Below are 25,538 nucleotides of genomic sequence, written 5' to 3'. Positions count from 1 at the left end.
CAGATCACTTCCCGAGAGGAGAACCGTCATGTCCGCAATAACCAGAACCTGGATCGCTTTTGCCGCAGTAGGCACCGGCCTGATCCACGTTGCCCTCGTGATCGGTTCTCCTCTCGCTCTGGGCATCCCTCTGGCAATTCTTGGTGCCGTCGAGTTCGGGTGGGGCATTCTGGCCTTCACCCGCGACACACTGCCGTTTGCTCGCGTCGCCATGGTCGTCGCGGTGGCGCCGCTTGTTGCCTGGGCTCTGCTGATGACCGCCGCATCCGTTTTCCAGAACCCGGCGTTGGGTGCTTCCTTGGATGTCGTGCCGTGGGGAATCGCTGCCCTGTTCCAACTTTTTGTGGCGGGCACGCTCGCATTCCACTCTCGTCGAGCTCGTGAAGGCACGAGCGCCACTGCGTCAGCGCCCAGCGCTGGACGCTACCTCATCGCCCTCACGGTTGGCGCCCTTGCCGTCGCCGCCCTCACGACCCCCGCTCTCGCCGCCACGGAGGCTGGCATCTACGCCCAACCCCATGGCGAACACGATGGCTCGTTCACTCCCCAGCGCGACGTTCCCACTGACGAGGGCACTGACGAGGGCATTGGCGAGGGCGTTGACGGCATGTTCAACCTTCCCGGCCACGACGGTCACTAGCTCCGCACTGACCTCAAGGTCACTAGTGTGATCGTGATCGCGACCGCCATCAGCGCTACGGCCACCCACGACGTGGTGACGACTCCCGAATCAAAAGCGTGTCGCGCCGACTCCAACAGTTCCACGCCGAGACCACCCGGAAGCGTGGACGCAACTTCTACGGCACCGCCCAACGTTTCTCGCGCGGCGGTGGCATCCACCGCATTCAAGCCCTGAGGAATGTCGATCGTCGAGCGGTACGACGCGGTCAGGATGCTCCCTAGTACCGCGGTTCCCAGCACTGCGCCGAGCTCGTAAGCGGTCTCTGAGACTCCGGATGCCGCTCCCGCTTTGTCTGGAGTCACGCTCGAAATGATGAGGTCGTTCGAGAGGGTCTCGGCCGAACCGATGCCGGCCCCAAGAACACAGAACGCCACGATGTAGCTCAGCACCGTGGCATCGCTACCGGTCAGTGCAATGGAGCCATACGCGAGCAGTGACAGCGTGAGTCCGCCCGCCATCAGGTAGCCCGGTCGCACGAAACGCACGAGTGGCACCACCACGAGCCCCGCCACAATGATCACGAGAATTCCGGGCGTCAGAGCAAGAGCAGCGTCGAACGGGCTCAGCCCTTCCACCAGCTGAAGGTGCTGGGTGAGGAAGAAAAGCAGGCCGAGCAACGAGAACACGCTTACGAGGTTCACGAGCACGGCACCGCTGAAGGAGGGCACGCGAAAGAGTTGCATATCGAGCATCGGATTGGCTTGCCCGAGCAGCCGGCGCACAAAGAAAATGCCGGACAGCGCCGCAATTACTAACAGGACAACGGGCAGCACTCCCACACCCTCGGTCGCGAGTTCTTTGATCGCGTACACCGCCGGGCCGAGCGTGAGAATCGACAACAGTATGCTGCCCAGGTCAAACGGTCCGGGGGTGGGATCCTTCGACTCGGGAATCAAGACGGGCGCGAAGATCAGCAGCGGCAGTAGGAACGGCACAGCGACGAGAAACACCGATCCCCACCAGAAGTTCTCCAGCAGCACTCCCCCGACGAGCGGCCCAATGGCGGAACCCGCTGAGAACCCTGCGGCCCAAATCGCAATCGCGAGGCGCCGCTGACGGCGATCCGCAAACAGCGAGCGAAGCAACGACAGCGTGGAGGGCATGAGCATCGCGCCAAAGACGCCCAACAGAATGCGGGCGAGAACAAGCGAGGTGGCGTCGGGAGCGAACGCCGCGAGCACCGAAACGATTCCGAATCCTGAGGCACCGATGAGCAGCAGACGACGACGGCCAAAGCGATCGCCAAGGTTGCCCATCCCGACCAGCAACGCGGCCAATACCAGCGGATAAACGTCAACAATCCAGAGTTGGGCAACCGCGCTCGGGCGCAGATCGCGGGCGATGCTCGGCAGGGCAAAGCTCAGCACGGTGTTGTCAATCGACACCAACAGCGTCGGCAGCATCAGCACACCCAGCGCGAACCACTGCTTAGTCGTTGCCATCACCCGGGGCTGTTCAGTTGCACTCACGTGCTCACGATACAGTCCCGCGGAATACCCAACTTTCGGATGATGTTTCGCCCAATTCGGCTTCGCTAGAGTGAGGGTTACCTAACCCCGCTTTCGCTAGGAGACCCCGTGGCCGTCATTCCGTTCTCGCAGGCTCTTCGCGAGCGCACCTGGTCAAGCCACGGCGACAGCGAGGGCGCCGACTTCATGAAAGACCTCATGACGGGCAAGGGAACCCGCGATGACTACATCGCCCTCGTCGCTCAGCACTACTTCATCTACGAAGCAATCGAAGCGGCCGCCGAGCAGTTCTCCACAGACCCCGTAGCGGCGCCGTTCATCACGTCACAGCTCACGCGCCTTCCCGCGATCGAAGCCGACCTCGAGTTCTTGATCGGTGCCAACTGGCGCGATCAGATCACCGCGCTGCCCACCGCAGCCGCCTACGCCGCTCGCGTGCGCGAAATCGCTGCCCAGAACTGGGCTGGCGGTTTCATCGCCCACCACTACACCCGCTACCTCGGCGATCTCTCGGGCGGTCAGATCATCCGCACCATCATGCAACGCCAGTTCGGTTTCGAAACCAACGGCGTCGGCTTCTACCTGTTCGACGAGATCGCGAAGCCCAAAGAGTTCAAAAACACGTACCGCGACCAGCTCGATGCTGTCGAGTGGGATGACGCTGAACGCGACCGAGTCATTGAAGAAGTGCTCGCCGCGTACCAGTTTAACACCGACCTGTTCATCGACCTGTCGCGCGCGAAAGCGGCCGCCTAGCCTGCCGCGCGGGTCGTGTCGCCGAACCGGCACGGCCCGCCTTGGGCAGGGTTATCCGAGCCCCGCGCGCTCTTCGCGAGCGCCGTCAGCTTCGGAATCCGCAGCTCCCTCAACAGGCTTCTTCGACAGCCCTACCGACCCGGCGCCGGAACGACCCGTGAGCGCAGTGTGCACTGCGATCAATTCGTCGACATCGGCGTACCGCGGGCGCAATCCCACAGGGCGTCGCTTACGCTCTTCGCGCTTCGCTCGTCGGGCCGCCACGATCAGGTTGAGAGCTTCGACCAGAATCGCGAACGCCATCGGCGCGTAGATGAGGGCCTTGTCGATGTAGACGCCGAATCCCTCGGCGATCAAGAAGACTCCGATGAGGAGCAAGAACGACAGGGCCAGCATCTTCACTGTCGGATGCTTGTTGACGAAGGTGAAGATAAAGCGCGCCGCGAAGAGCATGATGCCGAACGACAGCACAACCACGGTGATGATCACGACGAGGTTTTCTGTCATACCGACGGCCGTGATGACGGAGTCGAGAGAAAAGACGAGGTCGAGCACCAGAATCTGCGCGATGACCGACCCAAAAGTGGCCGCTTTCTTGCCACCGCCTGAACTGTGCTCTTCGTCGCCTTCAAGTTTGTGGTGTATTTCGGTGACGGCCTTGTAGACGAGGAAGACACCACCCGCGATAAGGATGAGGTCTTTCCACGAGAAGCCCAGCTCGCCGACGACGAAGATTTCGTCCTTCAACGTGATGATCCAGCCCGCAAACAGCACGAGCACGATGCGCATGAGCATCGCGAGAGTGAGACCTAGGTTGCGAGCCTTCGCCTGCTGATCCTTCGGCAGTTTCGATGCGAGGATCGAAATGAAGATGACGTTGTCAACGCCGAGCACAATTTCGAGAACGAAGAGTGTGAGAAAGACCGCGATGAGGTCAGGAGTAAAGGCGAAGGAGAATTCCATTCGTCAATTCTCCACTACAGCCCCGCGATTGCGGGAGTAAGCCGGAGAAAGTTAGCCCTGTGCTTCAATCTGCTCGCGCAAGCCGTCGAGTGTGCGCAACACCGTGAGCGACGTATCGAGTGGATGCTCGGGCGCTTCCGTTCGCCCCGCTGCAATGTGCTGGGCAATCGCCGTCGTCTGAAAAGCGAGCCCTTCGCGGCCGCGCAATCCCGTGCCGTCAGTGAACTCGATGCGTTCTTCGTCGCGCACGAAAGCAAAGCCATTCGGCGCGTAGAACGGAGTGCGCACCTCAACGCGAGCGCGCGTGCCGCTGATGCGGGCCTCCGTGGGGGTGTCGGCCAGCATCGTCGTGTGCAACACGGCCTGGGCACCGGTGGCGTGGTCGAGAATCATGGCCGCCTGCGCATCAACACCGCTCGCGAGCATCCGCCCCGTTGTCACAGCCGCGCTGGGGGCACCGAGCACGAACTGCGAGAACCACACCGGGTAAATGCCGATGTCGCGCAGAGAGCCACCGCCCATCGCGGGGTCGAAGACAGGTTGACCGGATGGTTCCCCAAAGTTGGCGCCGAAATCTGCCGTGACCATCGCCACGTCTCCGAGCTCGCCGTGGGCCAAGAGCTGCGCGATGATCGTGGTTTGCGGCAAGAAGCGGGTCCACATGGCTTCCATGGCAAAGACGCCCGCAGCCCGCGCGGCATCCACAATGACTTGGGCGTCAGCGGCGTCGATGCCGAGGGGCTTCTCGATCAAGACATGCTTGCCCGCAGCGATCGCGAGCAGCGCCAGCGGTTGGTGGAACACGTTGGGCGCTGCGATGTAGACGATGTCGACGTCAGGGTCGGCAACGAGCTGCTCGTAGCTGCCGTAGCTGCGCTCGATGCCGTGCTTCTGAGCGAATTCTGCCGCGCGATCGGCCGAACGCGACGCCACGGCCACAACCAGCTGGTCGGTGTTGGCGTGCATCGCCGCCACCCAGTCGGTGGCGATGCCGCCGGGAGCGAGCACGCCCCAGCGCAGCGTGGGGCCGCCTCGAAGTGGCGTAGCGGTGGAGTTAGGCAGAATCACGAGAGTTCCATTCCGAGGTAGATCGAGTCTGCTCCGCGGGCCAACTCAACGAAGCCGAGGTGGCGGTAGAACGAGATCGCATTGTGGTTGTCATCGCCAACATCGAGGTGAACCCCGCGTACTCCGCGAGCGCGCAATGCCGTAAAGAGTGTCTCCATCATTGCTCGCCCCGCGCCCGTACCTTGCACGCGCGGCAGGAGGTCGATGTGGAGGTGGGCGGGATGATTCTCGACCGCCGCAGCTGGTGCTGTCACTGGCGAGTGGAGGTGAGAAATCAACTCGTCGTCAAGCGAGCTGCCGGAAGTCGCGGGGTACTGCTCGCGCAACACCGGCCACCACTCCCGCTCTTGCCACTGTTCAAACTCACGGGTATCGGCGGCGCCGAGAACATAGCCGGCGACTCCGAGTTCGTCCGCGATGACGAACGCGAGATCGGGGGCACCCACGAGATACGGGCCCACGTAAATGTGGCCCAGGAGGTCAGGATTCGTGAAGAGAGCGCTCCCATCGGCCCCGGCATCCGCGGTCTGAAGACACACACGATACGTGCCCGGAAGGTCGAAGAGTCCCGCGGGCCGAATGTTGCTCATGGAATCACCATATCGGTCGCGTCAACTGGTCTACATTGTGGCTTCCGCGCTGAATCGATAGTGGTCTAGATGGCACGTCATTAGCCCCGCATTCATCGCGAAACTAAGCAGTAATACCGGGAATGTTTCGGTTAGATTACGGCACAATGTACCCCGGAATGGTCTACTACCCCCTTTACCTGGGCTGCGAAAATGGGCTTCAATGTGAGGGTGACAGTCGTAGAGGAGTCCACCCGGCACACCCTTCGTGCGCGATTGCGAGAACTCGTAGCGTCGACAGAGGTGGGCAAGAGCCTGCCCAGCGAACGCGACTTGAGTGCCCGCTGGGGTGTCGCCCGCATGACGATCCGCCGCGCCGTTGACGCGCTCGTCGCCGAGGGCCTGGTTGAACGCCGCCACGGTTCTGGCACCTACGTCACTCCACAACCCTTCGTGCGACTGCTCGGGCTCACCTCTTTTTCACAAGATATGCGCGATCGCGGCCTCGAGCCCAGCGCACGCTTGCTCGCCTACCGCGTCGCCCCCGCCGATGCCGCGATGGCCACCCAACTTCAGATCGCGCCCGGCGACCCTGTCGTCAGCTTCACGCGCTTGCGCCTCGGTAGCGGCGAAGCCATGGCCGTCGAAACCGTCTGGATTCCCCAAGCGCTCGTTCCCGGAATCAACGGCAGCGACCTCGGTGGTTCCCTGTACGAGCTACTCAGCAGCCGCTACCGCGTCTCCCCCGGCGCCGCGAACGTGTCAATCGAACCGGTTTTGCCCGACGAACGAGTGCGCGAGTTGCTCACCATTAGTGAGAACCAGGCCTGCTTGCGCATCCGGATGGTCGACTCTGACGCGCGCGGAAACATCATCATGATCGCCAATTGCTTCTACCGCGGCGACAAGTACCAGCTCACCGCTCAGGTCTCGGGCGGCGCCTTCTCTCCAGATCCGGCTCGGAACAGCTAATGCTTCGCGTGCTCGCTGTCGACGGCGGCCAATCTGGCATCCGACTCAAGAGCAGTGCACAGCCCGGAACCGTAGAAGTGGATGGCGTCAGCCGTCTCGAAGGTGACACCATGCGCTCCGTTGCTGGTGCCGTTGCTACCGCGTGGAACCACGGCAAGTTTGCCCCCGTGGACCGTGTGATCATGGGGCTCACGACTGTTCCCGCCGATACCGCCTCCTTCTCACGCCTAGCCGAACTCGTGTCGGCCACCACGGGCGCCAGCGAGGTGTGGATCGCCAACGACACTGCGACCTCTCACGCCGGCGCTCTTTCTGCCGAGGCGGGCGTCTCGCTCAACACCGGAACTGGCGTGGCCTGCCTTGCGGTCCGCGAGAACGGCGAGACGCGCACCGTTGATGGCGATGGCTACCTCTTGGGCGACTCCGGCGGCGGGTTCTGGCTCGGCAGCCGAGGAATCTCAGCGGTGCTCCGCGCCCTCGATGGCCGCGGCGAGACGACCTCTCTCACCACGCGCGCTGCCGAACAGTTTGAGGGGCTCGACAATTTGGCGGCCCGACTTCATAGCGCTCACCGCCCGGTCAATCGCATTTCTCAGTTCGCGCGTTCTGTTCTCGCCGCAGCAAGCGACGGCGACGCTGTTGCCAACTCCATCGTGGAGAACGCCGCCCACGAGCTGTTTCTCACCGCTCGAGTGGCCGTGGCCTGGGTGGCAGCGGATGCTCCGCTCGCGCTGGGCGGCAAACTGCTCGGCCCCAACACTCTGCTTTTCGCTCGCCTCGTCGAGCACCTCGCCTCCGAAGGTATGTCGTTCCGGCCCGCCGACGGTTCGGCTCTGGAAGGCGCCCTGCTGATCGGCTCGGGCGACGCCGACAACCTTTATCGCAGCCTCATCCACGTGTGGAAAGAAGGAAACCCCGCATGACCCACCCGACCCCGACCACTCTCGACGCGCACTCCCCCGCCGCGCGTTACTTGGGACTGGCAGCCGATCTCGTTGATCGGCTGCGCACCACCGAGGGTGCCAACATTCTCGCCGCCGCCCGCATCATCGCCGATGCCCTGGTCGCGCAGCGCACCATTCACATCTTTGGCACCGGCCACTCCCACATGTTGGCGGAAGAGTTGTACTACCGCGCAGGCGGCCTCGTGAACGTGAAGCCTCTCCTATTTGAAGGACTGATGCTTCACACGAGCGCGCTGCTCAGCACCTCCCTCGAACGTCTTCCCGGCCTCGCGGAGGCACTGTTGCGCGATCACCCCATCGCCCCGGATGACGTGCTGATCGTGGCATCCAATTCCGGCAGCAACGCCGTGACCTCAGAGCTCGTGCAGTTGGCAATGGCGAACGGAACTCCCGTTATTGCCATCACGAGCCTCACTCACGCCACCTCCCCCGATGCCCGCCCCACGAGCCTGCCGCGACTCCATGAACTCGCGACCGTCGTGATCGACAACGGTGGCGCCGTCGGCGATGCGGCCGTGGACATCGCTGGCCTCAGCAGCCGGGTGTCTGCGACCTCTACTGTGGTGGGAGCAGCAATTCTCAACGCCGTGATGGCCGAAGCCATTCAGCTTTCTGTGGATGCCGGAGTGATCCCCGACATCTACGAGAGCAGCAATACCTCCAGCGGCGATGTCAGCAACCACCGATTCATTGGCCGGATAACGACACCATGACCACTCACTCCCGGGTCAGCGCCACGCCCTCGCCTTTCGCCGTCCGCGGCGTCATCGAGGGCTTCTACGGCGCGCCCTGGAGCCACGAGCAACGCCTCGACCTGATCGATTTTCTCGGCGAACGCGGTATGAACACCTTCGTGTACTCCCCCAAAGACGACCCGCTCGTACGGCACGACTGGCGCACTGCCTACGAGGGTGCCGAACTCGCCCGTATGGCCGAACTCATCGCGCGCTGCACCACGCACGACATGACGTTCATGTACTGCCTCTCCCCCGGGCTCACGATGAAGTACTCCAGCGATGACGACATCGCGATGCTGCTCGCCAAGTTCGACTCCGTGCGCGAATTGGGCGTCACCAGCTTCGGACTGTTGCTGGATGACATTCCGGCCCGGCTGCAGCATCCAGCCGACCGAGCTACCTTCCCCGATCTCGTCACCGCTCACCAGTCAGTCATTGGCCGCGTGTTTGCCCAGTTCGACGCAAGTACTCAGCTCACCGTGTGCCCCACGCAGTACTGGGGTTGCGGCGATGAGGAGTACATCAGCCGGCTCGGGCTCGGCATTGACCCGCGCATCGACCTTTTCTGGACGGGTCGCGCCATTTGCTCAGCCACGCTCGATCTCGCCGATGCCGCTGTTTTTGCCCGCGCCACTGGTCGCCCCGCTACTTACTGGGATAACTATCCCGTGAACGATGTCGCGATGGGCCATGAGCTGCACATCGGGCCTTATCGCGGCCGTGATCCGCAGTTGCACCGCTTCTCGACCGGCATCATCGCCAACGGCATGGAACTCTTCGAGTCCTCCAAGATTCCCTTCGCTACGATCGCCGACTATCTGCGCGACCCCGCGGGCTACGACCCCGAGGCCAGCTGGAAGCAAGCGATTCTGGATGTCGTTGGTCCCGAGAACGCCGAAGACTTCAGCATGTTCGCCGACACGGTTCGTTCCTCGTGCCTCTCGGCTGACGACGCTCCCGCCCTGGGCGAGGCCCTCGAGCGCTTTACTTTTGAGTCGGAGTACGGCGATCCCGCCGCCGCGGCATCCGAGTTGCTCACGATTGCAGATTCGATGGTGCGCAGCGCTGATCGGCTGCTTGATGGCCCGGTGACCAACCAGAAGCTCATTGACGAAGTTCGCCCGTGGCTCGAGTCGTTCCGTGTGGGCGCCCACGCCCTCGTGGAGGTCGCGCAGCTCGCCGCTTCAGGCCGGCTCGCCACCGATGGCCCGTCGCGGCTTCGTCCCTTCCTCGATGCGCTGCGCGCCGCTCGCCGCCGAGTTTTCGGCGATCTGCTCGATATGACTTTGGCGGAGCTCGTTTCCGCCGGGGGTTCACCACCCGAATCACCTGCTCCACCCGCACGACCCCGCACTGCATCACCCGACACTGCATCACCTACAGCAAAGGAATGATCATGCCCGTCACGAGAAAGAAGACTCTCGCTGCTGTCGCTGCTCTCAGCGCCTCAGCCCTGATCCTCACCGGTTGTTCAGCCGGCGGAGGAGGTTCCGACGACAACGTTCTCCGCATCGCGATGGGCTCCCCTGGTGAAGCTCAGATCCGTGTCTGGGATGACGTGGCGGCTCAGTTCGAGGCTGCGAACCCCGATCTGACCGTCGAGATGAATTATCAAGACGACGACCTGTACCAAACCATTGGGCTCCCGAACCTGCTCAACGGGCGCAATGCTCCCGACATTTACTTCGAGTGGGCCGGTGCTCGACTCGAGCAACGCGCCGCTGATGGCTTCGCTGCCGACCTCAGCGATGCTGTGACATCCGGCCCCATTGCCGGGTTGTTCGATGACGAAGTGTTCGGTTCGCTCACCGTTGACGGCGAGATCGTCATGGTGCCGCACGCGGCCGACGTTGCCAATGTGCTCTGGTACAACGAAGACATTTTTGCGGATGCCGGGCTCACGCCTCCCACCACCTGGGATGAGCTGCTCGCCACGTGTGACGCCCTTGATGCAGAAGGCATCATCCCGATCGCTTCCGGCAACAAGGATCTGTGGGCCGCGGGTAACTGGCTCGCCCACTTGACCTCGCGCGTTGTTGGCGAAGAGGCTTACAGCGCGGCACTGTCGGGCGAGGCAGACTTCGACACTCCTGAGTGGGTTGAAGCCTTTGGCTACGTCGAAGAGCTCGCTGACCACAATTGCGTCAACGAAAGCGCGAACGCTGTCGACGACAACGAGGGTGCTCAGCTCTTCTTCCAAGGCAAAGCCGCCATGCACGCCATCGGCTCATGGCTCGTGAGCTGGGCCATCGACGAGGCGCCTGACCTCAACTTCGATTACGTAAACCTTCCGACGATGCCCGGTGAGGGCAACCAGGAGAGCGTGATCGGTGTCGTTACCGGCTACGTCGTCAACGCGAAGAGCAACAAGCAAGACCTCGCTGCGGAGTTCCTCGCCCTGCTCAACAACGAGGAGAACGTTCAGGCGTTCATCGGTGCTGAGCTCACTCCGATGGCTCTCTCCGCATCCTCGGGTGAGGAGATCGACTCGCGCAGTGCTGGCCTCATCAACATGCTGGAGTCCGCTCCCGCAATTGTTCTGCCGCCCGACACTGGTTACGACCTTGAGACCGCTAACGCTCTCTACGCAGCGCTTGCTGAAGTGCTCGGCGGTCAGACCTCTCCGGCGGATGCCGTTGCAGGCATAGATCAAAAGCTGGGCTAGCACTCCTCGCTAGTTAGCCACACTGCTGGTCGTCCGTCACCCGAAGGCGGACGACCAGTTCTTTCTTTCGAAGGGATCCACCGATGAAGGCGAACCGTACGGCCACCCCGTATCTGTTCTTGGTGCCCGCCATGGCGGTCTTCGGCTTCGCTGTGCTCTTCCCCGTGATCATGACCTTCGCCTACAGCTTCACGGAATGGAATGGCTACGGCACCATGGTGTTTGTCGGCATCGACAACTACATCAAGGCCGCAAACGACGTATTATTCCGCGACTCCTTCGTGCACGTGCTCATTTACATCGCCATCACGATCGTGTTGGAGGTCGTAGTGGGCCTCGTTCTTGCCGGACTTGTGAGCGTGCACCGGCGCGGCTCGCTCTGGTTCCGCGTGGCAATCTTCACGCCGGTCATGTTGCCGATGGTCGTCGTTGCCGTGTTGTGGGCCTTCGTTTACAACAATGACTTCGGTCTTCTCAACGCAGCGCTGCAATCCCTCGGTCTCGACAGCCTTCAGCGAGTGTGGCTCGGCGATCCGGCAACCGCGCTCCTCGCTGTCAGCGTGGTCTCCGGCTGGGTATATGCCGGTTTCTACATGACCATCTTCTACGCGGCCTTCAACCAGGTGCCTACGGAGGTTATCGAGGCGGCTCGGCTCGATGGTGCGAACGAATGGCAGCTATTTCGCCGCATCAAGGTGCCGATGATCCGCAATGCGATTACCGTCGCCCTACTGCTCTGCATCACCGGCGGTTTCCAAGGCTTTGACCTCTTCTACGTCATGACCAACGGCGGGCCTTACGGTGCCACCGAGATCCCGACGACCTACCTTGTGAAATCAGTATTCACTTTCCAGAATGTTGGCTACGGCTCCGCCATGGCGGTCGTGCTCACGGCTGTTGTTGTGGCGCTGGGCCTAGTCTTCACGCGAGTCAATCGTGAGAAGCCAGAGGACGTGCGCTCATGAGCCTGACCGAACGTAAAGCGCCATCCTCGCAGCGAGCGTCAGGCAGCAAGCATCACGCGGGACGCAAAACTCCCCTGCGCATTCCCGATGTGCTCTTCACTGGCGCCCTCGCGGTCATCGCCGTCGTGTTCTTCTTCCCGATGCTCTGGATGGTGTTCTCCAGCTTCAAGTCGAACTCCGCCATTTTTGCGACCCCGTTCGCCCTTCCGACCGAGATCGACTTTGGGCGCTGGGTGGAGGCCTTCGAGATCGGCCACATCGGCCAGTACGCGCTCAACAGCATCATCGTCACGGGGACTTCTGTTCTGGGCATCCTGCTGTTTGGGGCGGCCGCCGCCTTCGCGTTCAGTCGGTATCGCTTCCGCGGCCGTAACCTGCTTATGGGGTTACTTGCTCTCGGGCTTCTGCTGCCGTTGCAGTCGTACTTCATCGCCCAGTCAACGATGTTCACCCAGCTGGCCATTACCGATACGCGGTGGGCACTCATCATCCCCTACACCGCCATGGGGCTACCGCTGGCCGTGTACCTGCTCAAGGTCTACTTGGATGCCGTGCCCAACGAACTCTTCGAAGCTGCGCGCATCGACGGAGCGAGTGACTTGCGCGTCTTCGGATCGATCGCGCTCCCGCTCCTTCGCCCCGGTCTGGCGACAGTGGCGATCTTCTCGGCGCTCTCGAGCTGGAACGAGTTCTTGCTCGCGCTGCTCTACATTCAGGATGACGCGCTCAAGACGATTCCGACCGGCTTGCTTGCATTCTCCAGCCGGTATGTAACCGACTATGGACTCCTGTTCTCGGCGCTCTCGATCGTGACACTGCCCATGATCGTGATCTATATCGTCTTCAACAAGCAGATCGTGGAAGGCATCACGGCCGGCAGCGTGAAGTAGAGGGAGAGTGGAGTAGCGGCAGCGTAAATCTGCGGCAGTCGCAGCAGGGGAGTGCGATCCCAACATGGGGGAGCGCAGGCCAAACCTCTACGCCTGAATCGCGGGAATGGGCTTTGAGCGCGACATGAAGCGCACCACGTTCTCATCCACGATGATGTCGCTCGGGCGCAACGGCCGCGTGAGGTACAGCCCTTCAAGGCGGCTGATACGACTGAGCGCCACGTAGGTCTGACCAGGAGCGAACGAGCGAGGCCCGAGATCCACGATCGCACTGTCGTAGGTTTTGCCCTGCGACTTGTGGATCGTGACGGCCCACGCCAGGCGCAGCGGAAACTGCGTGAACTCGGCCACGACATCCTTGCGCAGCGCTTTCGTGCGCGCTGAGTAGGAGTATTTGAACTTCTCCCAGACGGCGGGCTTCACTTCGTAGTCGCGCCCATCGACCTCGACCCAGACGGTGTCAGCGATCTTCACGACGGTGCCGACGCTGCCGTTGACCCAGCGCTGAGTGCCGCCCTCTTGAGTGTCGTTGCGCAAGAACATCACTTGCGCGCCGACCTTGAGCTCGAGCGCCTCATCAGCCGGGTAGGCGCGCCCGCCAAACTCTCCCGAGATTTCAGCTTTCGCCGTGAGCACTCGGCCGGGCAGCCGGGCGAGTGCCGAAGCGTTGATGCGCGTCACAGTGCTGTTCGTCGTCGCGAGCGTGATGGTGCCGTCGTTGGGCGCGGGGCGAGCACCTACCGCATTGAGGCGGCCCGCGATCTCAGCGGTGACACCGTTGTGACGAACGGCGTTGAGCATGTATTTGAACTCATCCTCATGCTGGCGATGGATGCTCGTGAGTTCGTAAATCGTCAGGTCGGTCTCTTGCCACACGAGGGCATCGAAGAACCAGATAGAGCGGTAGCGGTCTTCGAAGTACGCCCGCTCATCCGGATCTCCCGGAACCGGAGCAAGCTGGTACGGGTCGCCAAACAGCACGACCTGCACGCCACCGAAGGGCTCTTTCTTGCGCTGCCGAGCCTGACGCAGACTGCGGTCAATCGCATCGAGAAGGTCGGCGTTGACCATCGATACTTCGTCGATAACGAGGGTCTCGATTGTGTTGAGTAGTTTGCGCAGTTGGTCGGTCTGCTCGAGCTCGTGGTCGGCAATAACGCCGATCGGCAGCCGAAACAGCGAATGGATGGTTTGCCCGCCCACGTTGAGAGCGGCAACACCGGTGGGCGCACAGATCACAATCTGCTTCGACGTGTTGTGCGCCAAGTGATTGAGGAGCGTCGATTTACCCGTGCCGGCTCGCCCCGTAACGAACAGGTTCTCGCGCGTCGTCTCGATCGCAGCGAAGACGGCTGCTTGCTCGGGCGAGAGGGTTATTTCGGACACTCAATCACCCTAATGCTGCTCGTGGTCTCGACTGTGCCTGCGCGCCGCATTCTGTGTGCGGCGTATCTCTCACCTCAGCGGTTTAGGATGTGTGAATGCGTCGCGAGCTTGTCACCTGGTCTATCGTGCTCGGGCTGATCATTGCTGCCTTCATCACGACTGTCTTGATCGTGAATTCCACGCTCTTCAGTGCCAATGGTTTCGTGCGCAGCTATCTCGGCGCTCTCGCCCGCCACGACATGGCATCGGCACTGCAGATTGCCGACATCCACTTGGCTGACGATCACGCTGTCGCCTCTGACGACGGCTCGGGTGCAACCCCGATCGACACCACCGGTGCAGGGTCGATGCTGCTGGCCGGATCCCACGACTTGCTTCGCCCGTCCGCGCTCAGCACGATCGAAAACATCGCACTCGCCGACCGCAAGGTCAACGCAAACGGTACCGAGACGGTCACCTTCGTCTATGACCTCGACGGCAACACCACCAGCTCAGCTTTCACGGTGGAACGCGACGGCACCCGCTTCGGAGTCTTCGCCGACTGGAAGTTCGTCAGTACTCCGCTGACCATCGTGCGCCTCACCGTCGCCAACGCCCAGAGCTTCACCGCCAATGGCGCCGAGTTTGTGGCTCCGGCGCAAGACACTCCCGCGCCGTACGTCGTTCTCACCCCCAGCAGCTTCGAGATCAGCCACACCTCAACGTTCCTCACTGCAGACCCCATCCGGGTTTCCGCCGTCACCCCCGGCGATACCGTGCGTGCGCGCCTCGAGGTTGTCGCCAACGACGCCATGGTCGCGCAGGTTCAGCGCGAAGTGAACGACTACCTCGACGAGTGCGCCACTCAGGTGGTTCTCTTGCCCACCGGATGCCCGTTCGGCCAGCCCATGGCTAACCGCATCGTCACGACGCCCGAGTGGAGCATGGCAACCTACCCCGAGGTCACGCTCGTTCCCGGTGCTTCTGCCGGAAGTTGGCTTATGCCCGCTACGGATGCCGCGGCACACCTCAAGGTCGATGTCCGTTCCATTTTCGATGGCTCGGTCTCCACCTTTGATAAAGACGTCGACTTCACCGCGAGCTACCTCGTGACGTTTATGCCGGAGGATGAGTTGCTCATCACCGCGCAGTACCCCAACTAGCGAGCATCCGCCCGCTTCAGCTGTGGCTAGGACTGCGTTCGGGGCTGACCGCTAACGTGACCACTCGGTTGCTCACTCTGCTCTTGGTCGAAGCCAGATCGAGCAATGGTTCCCCACTCACTCGGTCGATTGAACAGCGCGCGATAAACGCCCTGCAGCCGCCACCAGGTGTGCACGACGTGGAAGCCCAGGAGTTCCGCGATGGTGGTGAGCAATAGCGTGATGACATCGCGCAGCCGCGAGTAGCGGTGGTAAGCGTTCTCTTCGATGAGCACCGAGGCCAGCGACGAGATGAGCGACAGACCCACGGAGACGAAGAACGCGAGCGCAAAGAGTTGCCACGTGATGAGCCCGGTGATGGCGCCAGCGAGCGCAATGAACGCTCCAATGATGCCGAAGATGGGACCGTAGAACTCGAAGAGCACGAAGTAGGGGAGGGTGAGCATCCCCAGCACTCCGTACCGTGGGTTCAGGATCATCTTTCGTTGCTTAGCGATGAGTTCGCCCAGCCCCTGAGACCAGCGGCGGCGCTGGGTACTGAGCGCCTTAAAGGTGTTCGGCACCTCGGTCCAGCACACGGGTTCGGCAACGAAAGCGATGCGATAGGGCCGCTTCTCGTCTCGAGCCTTCTTGGTGATCGAGACCACGAGGTCGGCATCCTCGGCAAGTGACGTGATGTCAAGGCCGCCGACTTCAAGAACAGCATCACGCCGAAATGCTCCGAACGCCCCTGAAATGATCATGAGCCCCTTGATGGATGCCCACCCGGTGCGCCCTACGAGAAACGCTCGCAAGTACTCCACAACTTGGATGCGCTCGACCCACTTTTTGGGCATCTCCACCTTGGTCACGGCCCCGCGGGACACGCTCACTCCGTTGGCGGGACGAATGACGCCACCCACACCGAGCACTGTCGGGTCGGCAACGAAGGGGGCCGCGATGTGCAGCAGGGCGTCCCTCTCGAGCAGCGAATCGGCATCGATCATGCAGACGATTTCTTGATCGGCAACGCGAAGCCCTACATTGACCGCATCCGAGCGCAATCGCACGCTCTCTTTACGCACCACAGTGAGATCGCCGCTGCGAGATGCCCACATGTCGATGATCTTGCCTTCGTGATGTGGGGCATTGGCGATCTCTCGGGTAGAGGGCCGCAGATCAAAGTTGTCTTTGAGCTTCTCGAAGGTGGAGTCCGTTGAACCGTCGTCGACGACGATGATGCGCGTCAGGGGGTAGCGAAGATTGCGCAGCGCGAGCACCGCATCCACGATGCCCGACTCTTCGTTATGCGCCGGCACGATCACAGAAATGCCAGGAGTGAGCGGGTTCGCGAAGATCTCGGAGAGTGACATCGACGACGGCCAGTTGACTTCGCGGGAGACTTCGAGCGCCCCGCGAAGTAAGACGACGAGGAAAATGCCGTTGTAGATCGAGTAATAGACGATCAACATCCAGGTAACCCAGTACGTGACATGCGTGAGAACTTCGATCATCAACCGACCTGCAATTCATAGATCGCTACTTGAGCGTGCGAGTGCTCGTAGGCGCTGTAGGTCGACATTTTCTGCAAGGCCGGCAGGGAGAGGGGAGAACCAAGGCGTTGAATCGAGCGGATGCTAGCCAAGCGCACAAATTCGCTGGGGGAGTCGAGCCCCGCCTCGATCGCGCGCCGCGCATCCACCAGGTTGAGTTGCCCGGCAAGGTCGAGAGCCATCGCGCGCACTCTGTCGTTGCCATCGACGGGGGTGCCGCCGAAATCGGCGATGGTCGAGGGTGCAGCTCTCAGCACCGCCATCAATACGATGCGGGCCGGGATACTTCGCGGCGCCTCTGCACTGTGCAACAGGGCAGGCACGAGTGACTTCATTCCTGAACGGCCCGCGACTTGCGCTGCGAGACTACGCACACGCGGATCTCGATCAGAGAGCATTCGCTCAATTGCTCCGGGAGCGAGCGACGCGATCGGAGCGAAGCGATCGAGCGCTCGCGCTCTCGTCAGGGCGAACGGAGACTTCATGCGCCTGAGGCACTCACGGTGAAACTGTTGGGCTGTCAGCCAGCTTGTCAACGCGTCCCGGTCTTCTCCCCGAACCTGAGTGGCACTTTCTGCGGCGAGGCGGATGAGCGCCCGCAGTTCAGCGCGTGGGAGTGTGAAGTTCGCGTTCCCGTCGAATATATCGAGCAGCAGCGGGCGCACCTTCTCTCGCTGCTTGTGCTCGCGAGCATGCGCGATCGTGCGAGCTACGCGGGTGAGCACCACCGTGACTCCGATGAGCGCACAGACGGTGGCCGAAGTGAGCAAGAGCGCCATCATCAGCCCGGGAATTGAAGGCAGCGCCTCAATCGTTCCGATCATCGCGAAAGCAGAGCCGTGGCTCTCGCTATTAATTCGCGAGAAGAGAATGGCTTCACAACGTAATCGTCTGCTCCTGCAGAGAGCGCGCGTTCGATGTCTTGCTCCTGCGCCTTGGCTGTGAGCATAAGGATGCGCGTGTTGGCAAACGCTTCATCTGCTCGCAACTCGAAGCAGACTTCGAGTCCGTTGCGCCGAGGCATCATCCAGTCGAGAATGACGAGGTCGGGCACTGACTGCCGTGCAGCCGCGAGGCCAGCCTCACCGTCAGCTTCGACTAGCACGTCGTGGCCGGCTTGTTTGAGGCGGTGCACAACGAGCGCACGTACGTCTTCGTCGTCTTCGACGATCAACACAATTGCCATAGCTCTGCCTCCCGAAAGGCCACAATCATGATCGGTTTACACCGACCCCCGGCACTAGTCTGTCATTAGTCGGAGTCTGGGGGCCGCAATGGCAGGATCGCAGTTGACTAATCCGGGGGATGTTCGACGGGTCACGGTGACCTCGCCATCCACCCTCATCTTGCTCGCGCTTGTATTCCTCCTGGGGTGGGGCTTCGTAGCATTCTCACCGCCGGGCTCTCACGTAGCGGCGTGGTGGCCTGCCGCTGGAGTGAGCGTATTGCTGGTGCTGAGGCTCCATCGCTCACAACGTCTGTGGGGGGCTCTGGCCGTGATTGTGGTCACGACCTTGTCGAACATGGTTGGCGGGCGCGAATTACTGGTGGCTATTTGCTTCGGTATCGCCAATAGTGCCGAAGCCTGGCTTGTGGCTTTCATTCTGACGAAAGGCGGCCGCACTCGACCCGTTCTCGACAGCCTCGCCTTCGCCTATCGACTCTGCGCTTCGGTAGCGGCTGGCGCCATTCTGATTGGTTTTCTTGCCGGCGTCACCGTTGCTGTGTTCGACGGCGGTTCGCTCATCGACACTCTGATCGGGGTGAGCGCCGCACACGCTACCGCAGTGCTCATCATCGTTCCTTTCGCGCTGCTGCCTTCCACTCGCCTTACGCGCGTTTACCCGGGGGAGATTGCGGCTCAAGTTGTCATTCTCGGCGCGGCCCTGCTCTACGTGTTCGGACCAGGCGGCGAACTGCCCCTGTCCTTCCTGCCGCTACCCGTCATTGCGTGGGCGGCCTTTCGCTTTCCCACGCGCGTCGTACTTTTCGAGATCGTCGGCATCGCGCTAGCAGTGTCGTGGTTGACGACCGCTGGCGGCGGACCGTTTGACCAAGCGGTGAACCTTGGCGGGGATCCGTCCACGCTGATTCAGATCTTCTTGCTTTCCGTGGCGTCGTTCGTGCTGTTGGCGACCTCGTCTCAAAACGAGAACCGTTTGGTTGCAGCACAGCTCAGAGACCGTGAGAGTGTGCTTCGAGGCGGTTTCGTGGGTTCACGAGTCGGTCTCCTCATCGTCGAGACGTACCCGCAAGGGTTCGTTGTGTTGGAATCCAATGAGATCGCCTCCGCGGTCATTGCGCCAGAACGCGAAGAACGTCAGGGCGACGATGGCAGCTCAGTGGTTCTCTGGCACGGCCCGCTCGCTCAAAAGATCAAAGTAGCCGTACGGCAACGTGTTGACCACGTCAGCTGGCAGGCCGGAGTCAACGGGGTTCGCTCCGATATTGATGTTCTCATCACGGCACAGAAACCCGCCTCGCTGCAGCGCTACAGCATCCAATTCGTGGATGTTTCTGCCGCCCGCCGCACCGCCGAAGCACAGCAGCTCGCACTAGAGAACGAGCAAAAGGCCACCGCACGGGTAACGGAATTGAACCGGCAGAAAGAGGAATTCGTGGCCTCGGCCAGCCACGAACTGCGCACGCCAATCACGAGCATCATCGGCTACGTCGAACTCCTCGAAGAAGAGGAATTGGATGACTTCCAGCGAAAGTCGGTCGAGACCATTGCCCGCAATGCGCGTCGACTTGCAGACCTCGTCGAGAGTCTCTTGGAGCTGGGGCGCCCGCGCGACCCCTCGACCGTTGTAGCCTCCACCGATGTCGTTCACACCGCCGACGATGTGGTGCGCAGCCTTTCCCCCTCTGCCGAGAGCAGCGGCGTAGAGCTCCAGGTCGAACAGAGTGAACCGCTGCTGGCAGCGTTACCGGCCATTGAGCTTGATCGAATCCTCACGAACGTCATCAACAACGCCATCAAGTTCACCCCTGCGGGTGGAAGCGTAGCGGTGTCGTTCGCCCGCACAGAAACGCAGGCGGTGATCAACATTGCTGACACCGGCTTCGGGATGAGCCCCGAGACAATCGAGCACATTTTCGAGCGCTTCTACCGTGCACCGGATGCCGAAGAGCGCGGAATCACTGGAACCGGCCTCGGCCTCCCCCTGGTGCAAGGGCTCGTGAACAAGCACTTGGGTTCGGTGGCTGTAACGTCAGTCGTCGGCGAGGGGAGCACGTTCACCGTGAGCTTGCCGATCGCAGAGGCGAGCGACGCTACGGCGTAGCGGGTGGCTAGCCGCGACGATTGCGCTTCTAGCGCTTAGCGAGCATGTCGTTGTAGGCGTCGAGTTCGGCATCCCCGTCGCGCTCGGCCTTGCGGTCGTAACGCACTGAGGCACGGCCATCGCTGCGGCGCCACATAATGGCAACTGCAATCGCGAGAGCAATCGTGGGGATCTCTCCCACGCTCCAGGCAATCCCGCCTCCGATGCGCTGGTCCTCGAGCGCACTTACGCCGGTGTCCCAGCCCATCGCCCCGTACCAGTCGGCCAGCAGCAGCCCGGAGCCGGTCATGAGCGCCAGGCCGAAGAACGCGTGGAAGGCCATCGTGCCCAGCAAGAGCAACAAGCGAATCGGATACGACGTGCGGTGCGGAGTCGGGTCGACGCCGATGAGGGCCTGCACGAACAGGTAGCCCGAGGCGAGGAAGTGGATGATCATCCACTCGTGCCCCACATGGTCGGTCGTCGCCCAGCGGAACAGCGGGGTGTAGTAGAACACCCAGAGCGAGACCACGAAGATGCCTGCGGCGATGAGCGGATGCCCGATCACGGCCAGATACCGCGAGTGCACGATCAGCAGAATCCACTCGCGCGCTCCGCGGCTGCCGTCGGTGCGCTTGGCGATCGCGCGCATCGCGAGCGTGACAGGAGCTCCCGGAACCAGCAGCACGGGGATCATCATGCCGAGCGTCATGTGCCCGAGCATGTGCATCGAGAAAAGGTAGCCCTCGTACACGTTGACGCCACCGTTGGTGATGTAGAACAGCAGCAGCATCCCGAGCACCCAGAACACAGTGCGGTGCACGGGCCAGCTGTCGCCGCGCTTGTGCAAGCGCCAGACGCCCGCGAGGTAGAAGAAGATCGCGAAGGCACAAATGAGTACCCAAATGAGGTCGAAGCTCCACATCGTGAAGAGGTTGCCGGCGGTGACGGGCGGCGGCAAGGGCGAGCCCGTGAGGTAGGCAGCGGGGGAGGAGTCGGGCAAATCGGCTGCCACGATCTCGGGAACGGGAGTGGGGGTCGCAGCCAGAGCGGCAGCGGCGCCCGAAGCTAGGCCCATGAAACCGAGCTCGGCGGTGACAATCCACCAGAACCATCCGCGTTCCTTGCGAGGACTGGCTTCGAGCCGGCCGATCGCATAGTTGCGGTACACAGCCCCGAAGAGGCCCATCACGATCAAGGCAAAGACTTTGACGAGCACGAGGATGCCGTACGGCGACAGCAGGTTCGTCAGGTTTTCGACACGAATTTCTGCACTCACATAGCCCGAGGCCGCCACCACGATAAAGCTCACGAGCGCGATGCTGGAATAGCGGCGCAGCACGATTGCGAGGCGCTCCTTGCCGAGGGCGGAGCGGGCGATCGCGATCGCGAGAAGCCCGCCAAGCCAGAGGGCAGCGAATACGAGGTGCAGGTAGATGGCGCTCGTGGCGGCGTCGTGGTCTTCGGTTCCACCGCTGTGCCCTTGAAGCGCCATGGGGATGAGACCGGCAACGGCGAGAACAAGAACGAACACGAGGGCGCTCATTTTGCGCACCGCGAAGCACAGAACGGTCACAGCGGCCGCTATGAGCACCGTGGCGAGCCAGGCTTGACCGAGTTCGGTGACCGTCAGAAAGCTGGCGAGAACGTCGCCGAAGGCGCTAGAGAGGTCGATCGGCTGGTTGCGCACGGCCAGGAAGGTGAAAAAGCCCGTAAAGGCGGATGCCACAGCCCACACGGCGGCACCGGCGGCAGCGAAGTCGAGAGTGAGGGTGAATTCGTCCCGCTTGGGGCTCATCGCAAAGATCGCGATCATGAGCGCGCCGATCGTGGCAGAGAGGCCGAGGTTTACGAACAGCTTGGAGATGGGCAAGCCCCACCGCACGACGGCACCGGGGTCGAGCAAGATCGGAGCTTCTGCTCCGCCACCGAAGCGCAGGCCCGTCACGACCACAACAAAGGCAATGACGATCAGCAGCGCGGGACCGGCTATCCGGCTGATTCGTAACACTCCTCAAGAGTACTCGCGGTTATCCGGGAGTGTGCCCAGCGGCCGTGGCGACGGCGTTCGCCGACCGGGAATGCAAAAAGGGCGACATCCCGGAGGATGCCGCCCTTTTCAAAGTTGCTACTTAGCCCTTGGCTGCTGCCTTGAGCTTGCTGCCTGCACTGAGCTTGACGCCGTGGCTGGCCTTGATCTCGATAGCTTCACCCGTCTGCGGGTTACGGCCGGTGCGAGCCTCGCGGAAGGTACGCTCTGCAGCCATCCATCCGGGGATCGAAACCTTGGTTCCTTCGCCGACCGACTTGGACAGAACGGAGAAGAAAGCGTCAACGACGCCGGAAACGGCAGCCTGGCTCTGGCCAGACTCTGCGGCAACCGCCGCTACGAATTCAGTACGGTTTAGCGACTTGTCAGCCATAAGGTGGTCCTCCTCGGACGTAGTGCAGTTAGTTGTTCCGAAACGTTAGAAAACGTCGGAACCGCTTGGAATCTACCAGCTTGACTTGGTAATTCCGGGCAACTCGCCCCGGTGAGCCATTTCACGGAAGCGAACACGGGAAACACCAAACTGGTTGAGGAATCCACGGGGACGTCCATCGATGGCGTCGCGACCGCGTACACGGATCGGCGAAGCATCGCGGGGGAGCTTCTGAAGTCCGAGGCGTGCAGCCTCGCGCGACTCGTCAGTTCCGTTGGGGTCGACGAGAGCCTTCTTCAGCTCGAGACGACGCTCAGCGTAACGCGCAACGATAACTTTGCGCTGTTCGTTCTTTGCAATCTTGCTCTTCTTAGCCATGTTTAGCGCTCCTCGCGGAATTCAACGTGCTTGCGAACCACCGGGTCGTACTTCTTGAGTACGAGGCGGTCGGGGTTGTTGCGACGGTTCTTGCGCGTCACATAGGTGTAGCCCGTTCCAGCAGTTGAACGGAGCTTGATGATCGGACGTACGTCCTGTGCCTTTGCCATTAGATTTTCTCCCCACGTGCAAGGAGGTCCTTGACAACGGATTCGATGCCACGAGCGTCAATTACCTTGATGCCCTTTGCGGACAACTGAAGAGTTACGTTGCGGCGAAGCGACGGTACGTAGTACGTCTTCTTCTGGATGTTCGGGTCGAAGCGGCGCTTGGTGCGACGGTGCGAGTGCGAGATGTTGTGTCCGAAGCCGGGAATGGCGCCGGTCACTTGGCAGGTTGCTGCCATGGTGATACTCCTGTTCTAGTTACCGTAAGGACTAAGCCTTACCCAAGATCACTTGTCGGCACACACACTGCATTCTTCTCGAGCCGCATTTTCACGCGGTTTCAATCAGGGTGGGATGTGTCTGCGAGAGCGGAAGATACCGCTCGATCAACGGTATATATTACGTGCTAGAGCACGCTCGGCACAAGCCGAAGACGTCAACAATGTGGTGCGGGTCAGTAAAGCCATGTTCTGCAGCCACACTTTTGGCCCACTGTTCAACGGCATCCGCTTTGATTTCCACGGTTGTTCCGCATTCGCGGCAGATCAAATGGTGGTGGTGCGAGTCTGGCGTGCAGGCCCGAAACAGGCTCTCGCCGTCTTGCTGCAGCGAGTCGGCGTCGCCCGCTCCGGCGAGGTCGCCCAGGGCGCGATAGACAGTGGCGAGACCGATGGAGCTGCCGGCATCGCGCAACGCACTGTGCAGCGATTGAGCGCTCACGAAGCCCTCTGACTGAGTCAGAGCATCCCGCACCGCTTCTCGCTGCCACGTATTGCGCTTCATGGTCACCATTCTAACTTTTACCCGCCCGTGAAACAGGGGTGAGTTCAGTTGTGGATGCGCGGCTCACGCTGGGCTTGCGGCTACTCCCGCGCCGCGCGCCGATCACCCGGCAGACCAAGTAGATCAGGAACGAAATCGTTGTGATGTACGGACTGATCGGCAACGAGCCGCCGATCGCGAGCAAGACGCCACCCGTCGCCGAGACAAACCCGAAGATCATGCTGAGCACGGGCACAAGCCGCGGTGACGACGACACTCGCATTGCGGCCGCGGCCGGTGTCACCAGCAGGGCCATCACGAGCAGGGCGCCAATGATTTGCACAGCAACGGCGACCATGAGGCCCAGCAGCACCATGAAGCCGAGCGAGAGTGCGCGTGAGGGAACGCCGCGCGCGGCAGCGACCTCGGGGTCGAGGCTGTCGAAGGTGAGGGGGCGCCAGACCACGAACAGAGCGGCCAGTACGACGACACTGATCACTATCAATAGGCCGAGCTGTTCGCCATCCACCGAAATGATTTGGCCGGTGAGGAGCCCGAACTTGTTTCCGCTGCGTCCGGGGTAGAGGGCCAGAAACAGGATGCCCAAACCCATACCGAACGGCATGAGCACGCCAATTATCGAGTTTCGATCGCGAGCCTTCGCCCCGAGCATCCCGATCAAGATCGCTGCCACGAGCGAACCGACGATTGAGCCCGCCACCACGTTGGCACCGAACAGCAGCGCAGCAGCGGCTCCGGCAAAGGAGAGTTCGCTGATGCCGTGCACCGCGAACGCCATGTCTCGTTGCATGACGAAGACGCCAATGAGGCCGCCCGCGATGCCGAGCACCGCGGCCGCGATGAGGGAGAAGCGCACAAGGTTAAGCAATTCGCCATAGTCGCTGAAGTTCACGACCTGGCCCCAAAATTCGTCGAAAGTCACGCGATCTCCTCTTCGTGGTGGTGATCGCCGTGCGGCGTGCCGGCCACGATTACGCGACCACCCACTCGCACAACTTCGACGGGAGTGCCGTAGAGCTCGGTCAGCACATCGCTGCGCAAGACTTCGTCCGGTGTGCCGATCGTGAACTTGCCCCCGGCCAGGTAGAGCACTCGGTCGACCATGCTCAGGATGGGGTTCACATCGTGGGTCACAAAAAGTACGGCGGTGTTGTGTTCGCGTCGTCGCCGGTCGATGAGTTCAGAGACTCCGCGCTGATGCTGCAGGTCGAGGCTGAGAAGCGGCTCATCGCAGAGCAATAGAACAGGATCTGCGGCCAGAGATTGCGCGACCCGCAAGCGTTGTTGCTCACCACCGGACAGCGAACCGAGCGGTTGGCTGGCGTAGTCGGTGGCGCCCACGTCTGCGATGAGTTCATCCACCCGCGTCTTTACAGCGCGGGGGAGAGTTGGCACACCGAAGCGATGTCCGTTCACGCCGAGGGTCACGAGATCGCGGCCCCGCAAGGGTGTTCCTGGCGCCGCGAGCTTCTGCTGCGGAATGTAGCCGATGCAGCGATCACCCCGGCGAACCGGATGCCCGGCCACCGTGATCGTGCCCGAGTCAAGCTTCTGTTGCCCCAGTATCGCTTTCAGCAGGCTCGACTTTCCGGAACCATTCGAGCCAAGCACCGCCACGAACTCGCCGGGCGCAACATTGAGGTCGAGCCCCGACCAGAGGGTGCGCGCGCCGAAGCCCAGCACCCCATCACGGATGCTGAGCACGGGAACTGCTGCGGACGCCGAAGCGTCCGCAGCAGTTGCGGGTGAAGCGCTCACAG

The 25,538-nt window shown here is 61.8% G+C and carries 27 protein-coding genes; 11 read left to right on the top strand and 16 right to left on the bottom strand.

The annotated features are described in order from the left end of the window. Nucleotides 1–28: 28 nt before the first annotated feature. Complete coding sequence (locus tag CLV85_RS01495) at nt 29–640, top strand: hypothetical protein (RefSeq protein ID WP_100387843.1); 612 nt, start codon at nt 29–31, stop codon at nt 638–640. Here CLV85_RS01495 and CLV85_RS01490 read toward each other — a convergent pair. Continuing rightward, entirely contained in the window at nt 637–2,124 is a 1,488-nt protein-coding gene (locus CLV85_RS01490; protein WP_100387842.1) for an MFS transporter, read from the bottom strand. The two genes, CLV85_RS01495 and CLV85_RS01490, sit on opposite strands and share 4 nt — an antisense overlap. Nucleotides 2,125–2,259: 135 nt before the next feature. Between CLV85_RS01490 and CLV85_RS01485 the strand changes: the two genes are divergently transcribed. Beyond that, on the top strand, nt 2,260–2,907 hold the full coding sequence (locus tag CLV85_RS01485; protein ID WP_100387841.1) for a biliverdin-producing heme oxygenase: 648 nt from the start codon (nt 2,260–2,262) through the stop codon (nt 2,905–2,907). Nucleotides 2,908–2,958: 51 nt separating this feature from the next. Here the strand turns inward: CLV85_RS01485 and CLV85_RS01480 are convergent, their stop codons facing one another. The 3 genes from CLV85_RS01480 to CLV85_RS01470 are packed head-to-tail and all read right to left on the bottom strand — an operon-like array spanning nt 2,959 to nt 5,528. After that, nucleotides 2,959–3,870, bottom strand: a complete 912-nt coding sequence (locus CLV85_RS01480; protein ID WP_100387840.1) for a TerC family protein — start codon at nt 3,868–3,870, stop codon at nt 2,959–2,961. Nucleotides 3,871–3,921: 51 nt separating this feature from the next. Beyond that, complete coding sequence (locus CLV85_RS01475; RefSeq protein WP_100387839.1) at nt 3,922–4,938, bottom strand: Gfo/Idh/MocA family protein; 1,017 nt, start codon at nt 4,936–4,938, stop codon at nt 3,922–3,924. After that, the gene (locus CLV85_RS01470; RefSeq protein WP_100387838.1) at nt 4,935–5,528 is read right to left on the bottom strand and encodes a GNAT family N-acetyltransferase; all 594 of its coding nucleotides are present in this window, start codon (nt 5,526–5,528) and stop codon (nt 4,935–4,937) included. The genes CLV85_RS01475 and CLV85_RS01470 overlap by 4 nt, the downstream gene beginning before the upstream one ends. A 210-nt stretch (nt 5,529–5,738) precedes the next feature. Between CLV85_RS01470 and CLV85_RS01465 the strand changes: the two genes are divergently transcribed. The 7 genes from CLV85_RS01465 (at nt 5,739) to CLV85_RS01435 (ending at nt 12,701) form a co-directional block, all read left to right on the top strand. Continuing rightward, nucleotides 5,739–6,479, top strand: coding sequence for a GntR family transcriptional regulator (locus CLV85_RS01465; protein ID WP_229820407.1), 741 nt, complete (start codon nt 5,739–5,741; stop codon nt 6,477–6,479). Beyond that, nucleotides 6,479–7,402: an N-acetylglucosamine kinase gene (locus CLV85_RS01460; protein ID WP_100387837.1), complete on the top strand. Its 924-nt coding sequence runs from the start codon at nt 6,479–6,481 to the stop codon at nt 7,400–7,402. Before CLV85_RS01465 ends, CLV85_RS01460 begins: the two co-directional genes overlap by 1 nt. Next, nucleotides 7,399–8,157 (top strand): sugar isomerase domain-containing protein, encoded by a 759-nt coding sequence (locus tag CLV85_RS01455; protein WP_100387836.1) that lies wholly within the window; start codon nt 7,399–7,401, stop codon nt 8,155–8,157. The genes CLV85_RS01460 and CLV85_RS01455 overlap by 4 nt, the downstream gene beginning before the upstream one ends. After that, nucleotides 8,154–9,575, top strand: coding sequence for a protein O-GlcNAcase (locus CLV85_RS01450; protein WP_100387835.1), 1,422 nt, complete (start codon nt 8,154–8,156; stop codon nt 9,573–9,575). Before CLV85_RS01455 ends, CLV85_RS01450 begins: the two co-directional genes overlap by 4 nt. A 2-nt stretch (nt 9,576–9,577) precedes the next feature. Continuing rightward, complete coding sequence (locus CLV85_RS01445; protein ID WP_100387834.1) at nt 9,578–10,846, top strand: ABC transporter substrate-binding protein; 1,269 nt, start codon at nt 9,578–9,580, stop codon at nt 10,844–10,846. 83 nt (nt 10,847–10,929) lie between these two features. Then, a complete protein-coding gene (locus tag CLV85_RS01440; RefSeq protein ID WP_100387833.1) occupies nt 10,930–11,811 on the top strand; it encodes a carbohydrate ABC transporter permease in 882 nt (293 codons plus the stop codon). Beyond that, on the top strand, nt 11,808–12,701 hold the full coding sequence (locus CLV85_RS01435; protein WP_229820410.1) for a carbohydrate ABC transporter permease: 894 nt from the start codon (nt 11,808–11,810) through the stop codon (nt 12,699–12,701). The genes CLV85_RS01440 and CLV85_RS01435 overlap by 4 nt, the downstream gene beginning before the upstream one ends. 87 nt (nt 12,702–12,788) lie before the next feature. On the opposite strand, the gene CLV85_RS01430 is transcribed toward CLV85_RS01435, so the two are convergent. Further along, nucleotides 12,789–14,087: an ATP-dependent DNA helicase gene (locus CLV85_RS01430; protein WP_100387832.1), complete on the bottom strand. Its 1,299-nt coding sequence runs from the start codon at nt 14,085–14,087 to the stop codon at nt 12,789–12,791. A gap of 95 nt (nt 14,088–14,182) precedes the next feature. Here CLV85_RS01430 and CLV85_RS01425 point away from each other — a divergent pair, with 95 nt between their 5' ends. Continuing rightward, entirely contained in the window at nt 14,183–15,229 is a 1,047-nt protein-coding gene (locus CLV85_RS01425; RefSeq protein WP_100387831.1) for a hypothetical protein, read from the top strand. A gap of 26 nt (nt 15,230–15,255) precedes the next feature. Here CLV85_RS01425 and CLV85_RS01420 read toward each other — a convergent pair whose 3' ends face one another. Genes CLV85_RS01420 through CLV85_RS01410 form a run of 3 tightly spaced genes read right to left on the bottom strand, consistent with a single transcriptional unit; the run spans nt 15,256 to nt 17,947 of the window. Next, complete coding sequence (locus tag CLV85_RS01420; protein ID WP_100387830.1) at nt 15,256–16,722, bottom strand: glycosyltransferase family 2 protein; 1,467 nt, start codon at nt 16,720–16,722, stop codon at nt 15,256–15,258. Further along, complete coding sequence (locus tag CLV85_RS01415) at nt 16,722–17,585, bottom strand: HEAT repeat domain-containing protein (RefSeq protein WP_100387829.1); 864 nt, start codon at nt 17,583–17,585, stop codon at nt 16,722–16,724. Before CLV85_RS01415 ends, CLV85_RS01420 begins: the two co-directional genes overlap by 1 nt. Next, nucleotides 17,582–17,947: a response regulator transcription factor gene (locus CLV85_RS01410; protein WP_100387828.1), complete on the bottom strand. Its 366-nt coding sequence runs from the start codon at nt 17,945–17,947 to the stop codon at nt 17,582–17,584. The genes CLV85_RS01415 and CLV85_RS01410 overlap by 4 nt, the downstream gene beginning before the upstream one ends. Nucleotides 17,948–18,050: 103 nt before the next feature. On the opposite strand from CLV85_RS01410, the gene CLV85_RS01405 reads away from it, so the two are divergent. Further along, nucleotides 18,051–20,048 carry an ATP-binding protein gene (locus CLV85_RS01405; protein ID WP_158592984.1) on the top strand — a complete coding sequence of 666 codons (1,998 nt, stop codon included), beginning with the start codon at nt 18,051–18,053 and terminating at the stop codon, nt 20,046–20,048. Nucleotides 20,049–20,076: 28 nt separating this feature from the next. On the opposite strand, the gene CLV85_RS01400 is transcribed toward CLV85_RS01405, so the two are convergent. From CLV85_RS01400 to CLV85_RS01365, 8 genes are all read right to left on the bottom strand, one after another. Then, nucleotides 20,077–22,038: a bifunctional copper resistance protein CopD/cytochrome c oxidase assembly protein gene (locus CLV85_RS01400; RefSeq protein ID WP_205030305.1), complete on the bottom strand. Its 1,962-nt coding sequence runs from the start codon at nt 22,036–22,038 to the stop codon at nt 20,077–20,079. A gap of 121 nt (nt 22,039–22,159) precedes the next feature. Then, nucleotides 22,160–22,450 (bottom strand): HU family DNA-binding protein, encoded by a 291-nt coding sequence (locus CLV85_RS01395; RefSeq protein WP_100387826.1) that lies wholly within the window; start codon nt 22,448–22,450, stop codon nt 22,160–22,162. Nucleotides 22,451–22,522: 72 nt separating this feature from the next. Beyond that, nucleotides 22,523–22,828 (bottom strand): 30S ribosomal protein S14, encoded by a 306-nt coding sequence (rpsN, locus tag CLV85_RS01390; RefSeq protein WP_100387825.1) that lies wholly within the window; start codon nt 22,826–22,828, stop codon nt 22,523–22,525. Nucleotides 22,829–22,830: 2 nt separating this feature from the next. After that, the gene (gene rpmG, locus CLV85_RS01385; protein WP_009773536.1) at nt 22,831–22,998 is read right to left on the bottom strand and encodes a 50S ribosomal protein L33; all 168 of its coding nucleotides are present in this window, start codon (nt 22,996–22,998) and stop codon (nt 22,831–22,833) included. Beyond that, nucleotides 22,998–23,234: a 50S ribosomal protein L28 gene (rpmB, locus tag CLV85_RS01380; protein WP_022885355.1), complete on the bottom strand. Its 237-nt coding sequence runs from the start codon at nt 23,232–23,234 to the stop codon at nt 22,998–23,000. The genes rpmG and rpmB overlap by 1 nt, the downstream gene beginning before the upstream one ends. A gap of 160 nt (nt 23,235–23,394) precedes the next feature. Beyond that, nucleotides 23,395–23,778: a Fur family transcriptional regulator gene (locus tag CLV85_RS01375; protein WP_100389219.1), complete on the bottom strand. Its 384-nt coding sequence runs from the start codon at nt 23,776–23,778 to the stop codon at nt 23,395–23,397. A 10-nt stretch (nt 23,779–23,788) separates the two neighbouring features. Then, nucleotides 23,789–24,700 carry a metal ABC transporter permease gene (locus tag CLV85_RS01370; protein ID WP_100387824.1) on the bottom strand — a complete coding sequence of 304 codons (912 nt, stop codon included), beginning with the start codon at nt 24,698–24,700 and terminating at the stop codon, nt 23,789–23,791. Then, nucleotides 24,697–25,536 (bottom strand): metal ABC transporter ATP-binding protein, encoded by an 840-nt coding sequence (locus CLV85_RS01365; protein ID WP_100387823.1) that lies wholly within the window; start codon nt 25,534–25,536, stop codon nt 24,697–24,699. The genes CLV85_RS01370 and CLV85_RS01365 overlap by 4 nt, the downstream gene beginning before the upstream one ends. Nucleotides 25,537–25,538: the final 2 nt, after the last annotated feature.

It is taken from the genome of Salinibacterium amurskyense (genome assembly GCF_002797685.1).
Classification (GTDB): domain Bacteria; phylum Actinomycetota; class Actinomycetes; order Actinomycetales; family Microbacteriaceae; genus Rhodoglobus; species Rhodoglobus amurskyensis.
This window is presented reverse-complemented; position numbering and strand designations above follow the sequence as displayed.

Bases quoted from the DNA above. Each gene is read 5' to 3' on its own strand.
- CLV85_RS01495 (WP_100387843.1), top strand. From the start codon at position 29: ATGTCCGCAATAACCAGAACCTGGATCGCTTTTGCCGCAGTAGGCACC.
- CLV85_RS01490 (WP_100387842.1), bottom strand. From the start codon at position 2,124: ATGGCAACGACTAAGCAGTGGTTCGCGCTGGGTGTGCTGATGCTGCCG.
- CLV85_RS01480 (WP_100387840.1), bottom strand. From the start codon at position 3,870: ATGGAATTCTCCTTCGCCTTTACTCCTGACCTCATCGCGGTCTTTCTC.
- CLV85_RS01470 (WP_100387838.1), bottom strand. From the start codon at position 5,528: ATGAGCAACATTCGGCCCGCGGGACTCTTCGACCTTCCGGGCACGTAT.
- CLV85_RS01460 (WP_100387837.1), top strand. From the start codon at position 6,479: ATGCTTCGCGTGCTCGCTGTCGACGGCGGCCAATCTGGCATCCGACTC.
- CLV85_RS01455 (WP_100387836.1), top strand. From the start codon at position 7,399: ATGACCCACCCGACCCCGACCACTCTCGACGCGCACTCCCCCGCCGCG.
- CLV85_RS01450 (WP_100387835.1), top strand. From the start codon at position 8,154: ATGACCACTCACTCCCGGGTCAGCGCCACGCCCTCGCCTTTCGCCGTC.
- CLV85_RS01445 (WP_100387834.1), top strand. From the start codon at position 9,578: ATGCCCGTCACGAGAAAGAAGACTCTCGCTGCTGTCGCTGCTCTCAGC.
- CLV85_RS01440 (WP_100387833.1), top strand. From the start codon at position 10,930: ATGAAGGCGAACCGTACGGCCACCCCGTATCTGTTCTTGGTGCCCGCC.
- CLV85_RS01435 (WP_229820410.1), top strand. From the start codon at position 11,808: ATGAGCCTGACCGAACGTAAAGCGCCATCCTCGCAGCGAGCGTCAGGC.
- CLV85_RS01425 (WP_100387831.1), top strand. From the start codon at position 14,183: ATGCGTCGCGAGCTTGTCACCTGGTCTATCGTGCTCGGGCTGATCATT.
- CLV85_RS01420 (WP_100387830.1), bottom strand. From the start codon at position 16,722: ATGATCGAAGTTCTCACGCATGTCACGTACTGGGTTACCTGGATGTTG.
- CLV85_RS01415 (WP_100387829.1), bottom strand. From the start codon at position 17,585: ATGATCGGAACGATTGAGGCGCTGCCTTCAATTCCCGGGCTGATGATG.
- CLV85_RS01410 (WP_100387828.1), bottom strand. From the start codon at position 17,947: ATGGCAATTGTGTTGATCGTCGAAGACGACGAAGACGTACGTGCGCTC.
- CLV85_RS01395 (WP_100387826.1), bottom strand. From the start codon at position 22,450: ATGGCTGACAAGTCGCTAAACCGTACTGAATTCGTAGCGGCGGTTGCC.
- rpsN (WP_100387825.1), bottom strand. From the start codon at position 22,828: ATGGCTAAGAAGAGCAAGATTGCAAAGAACGAACAGCGCAAAGTTATC.
- rpmG (WP_009773536.1), bottom strand. From the start codon at position 22,998: ATGGCAAAGGCACAGGACGTACGTCCGATCATCAAGCTCCGTTCAACT.
- rpmB (WP_022885355.1), bottom strand. From the start codon at position 23,234: ATGGCAGCAACCTGCCAAGTGACCGGCGCCATTCCCGGCTTCGGACAC.
- CLV85_RS01375 (WP_100389219.1), bottom strand. From the start codon at position 23,778: ATGAAGCGCAATACGTGGCAGCGAGAAGCGGTGCGGGATGCTCTGACT.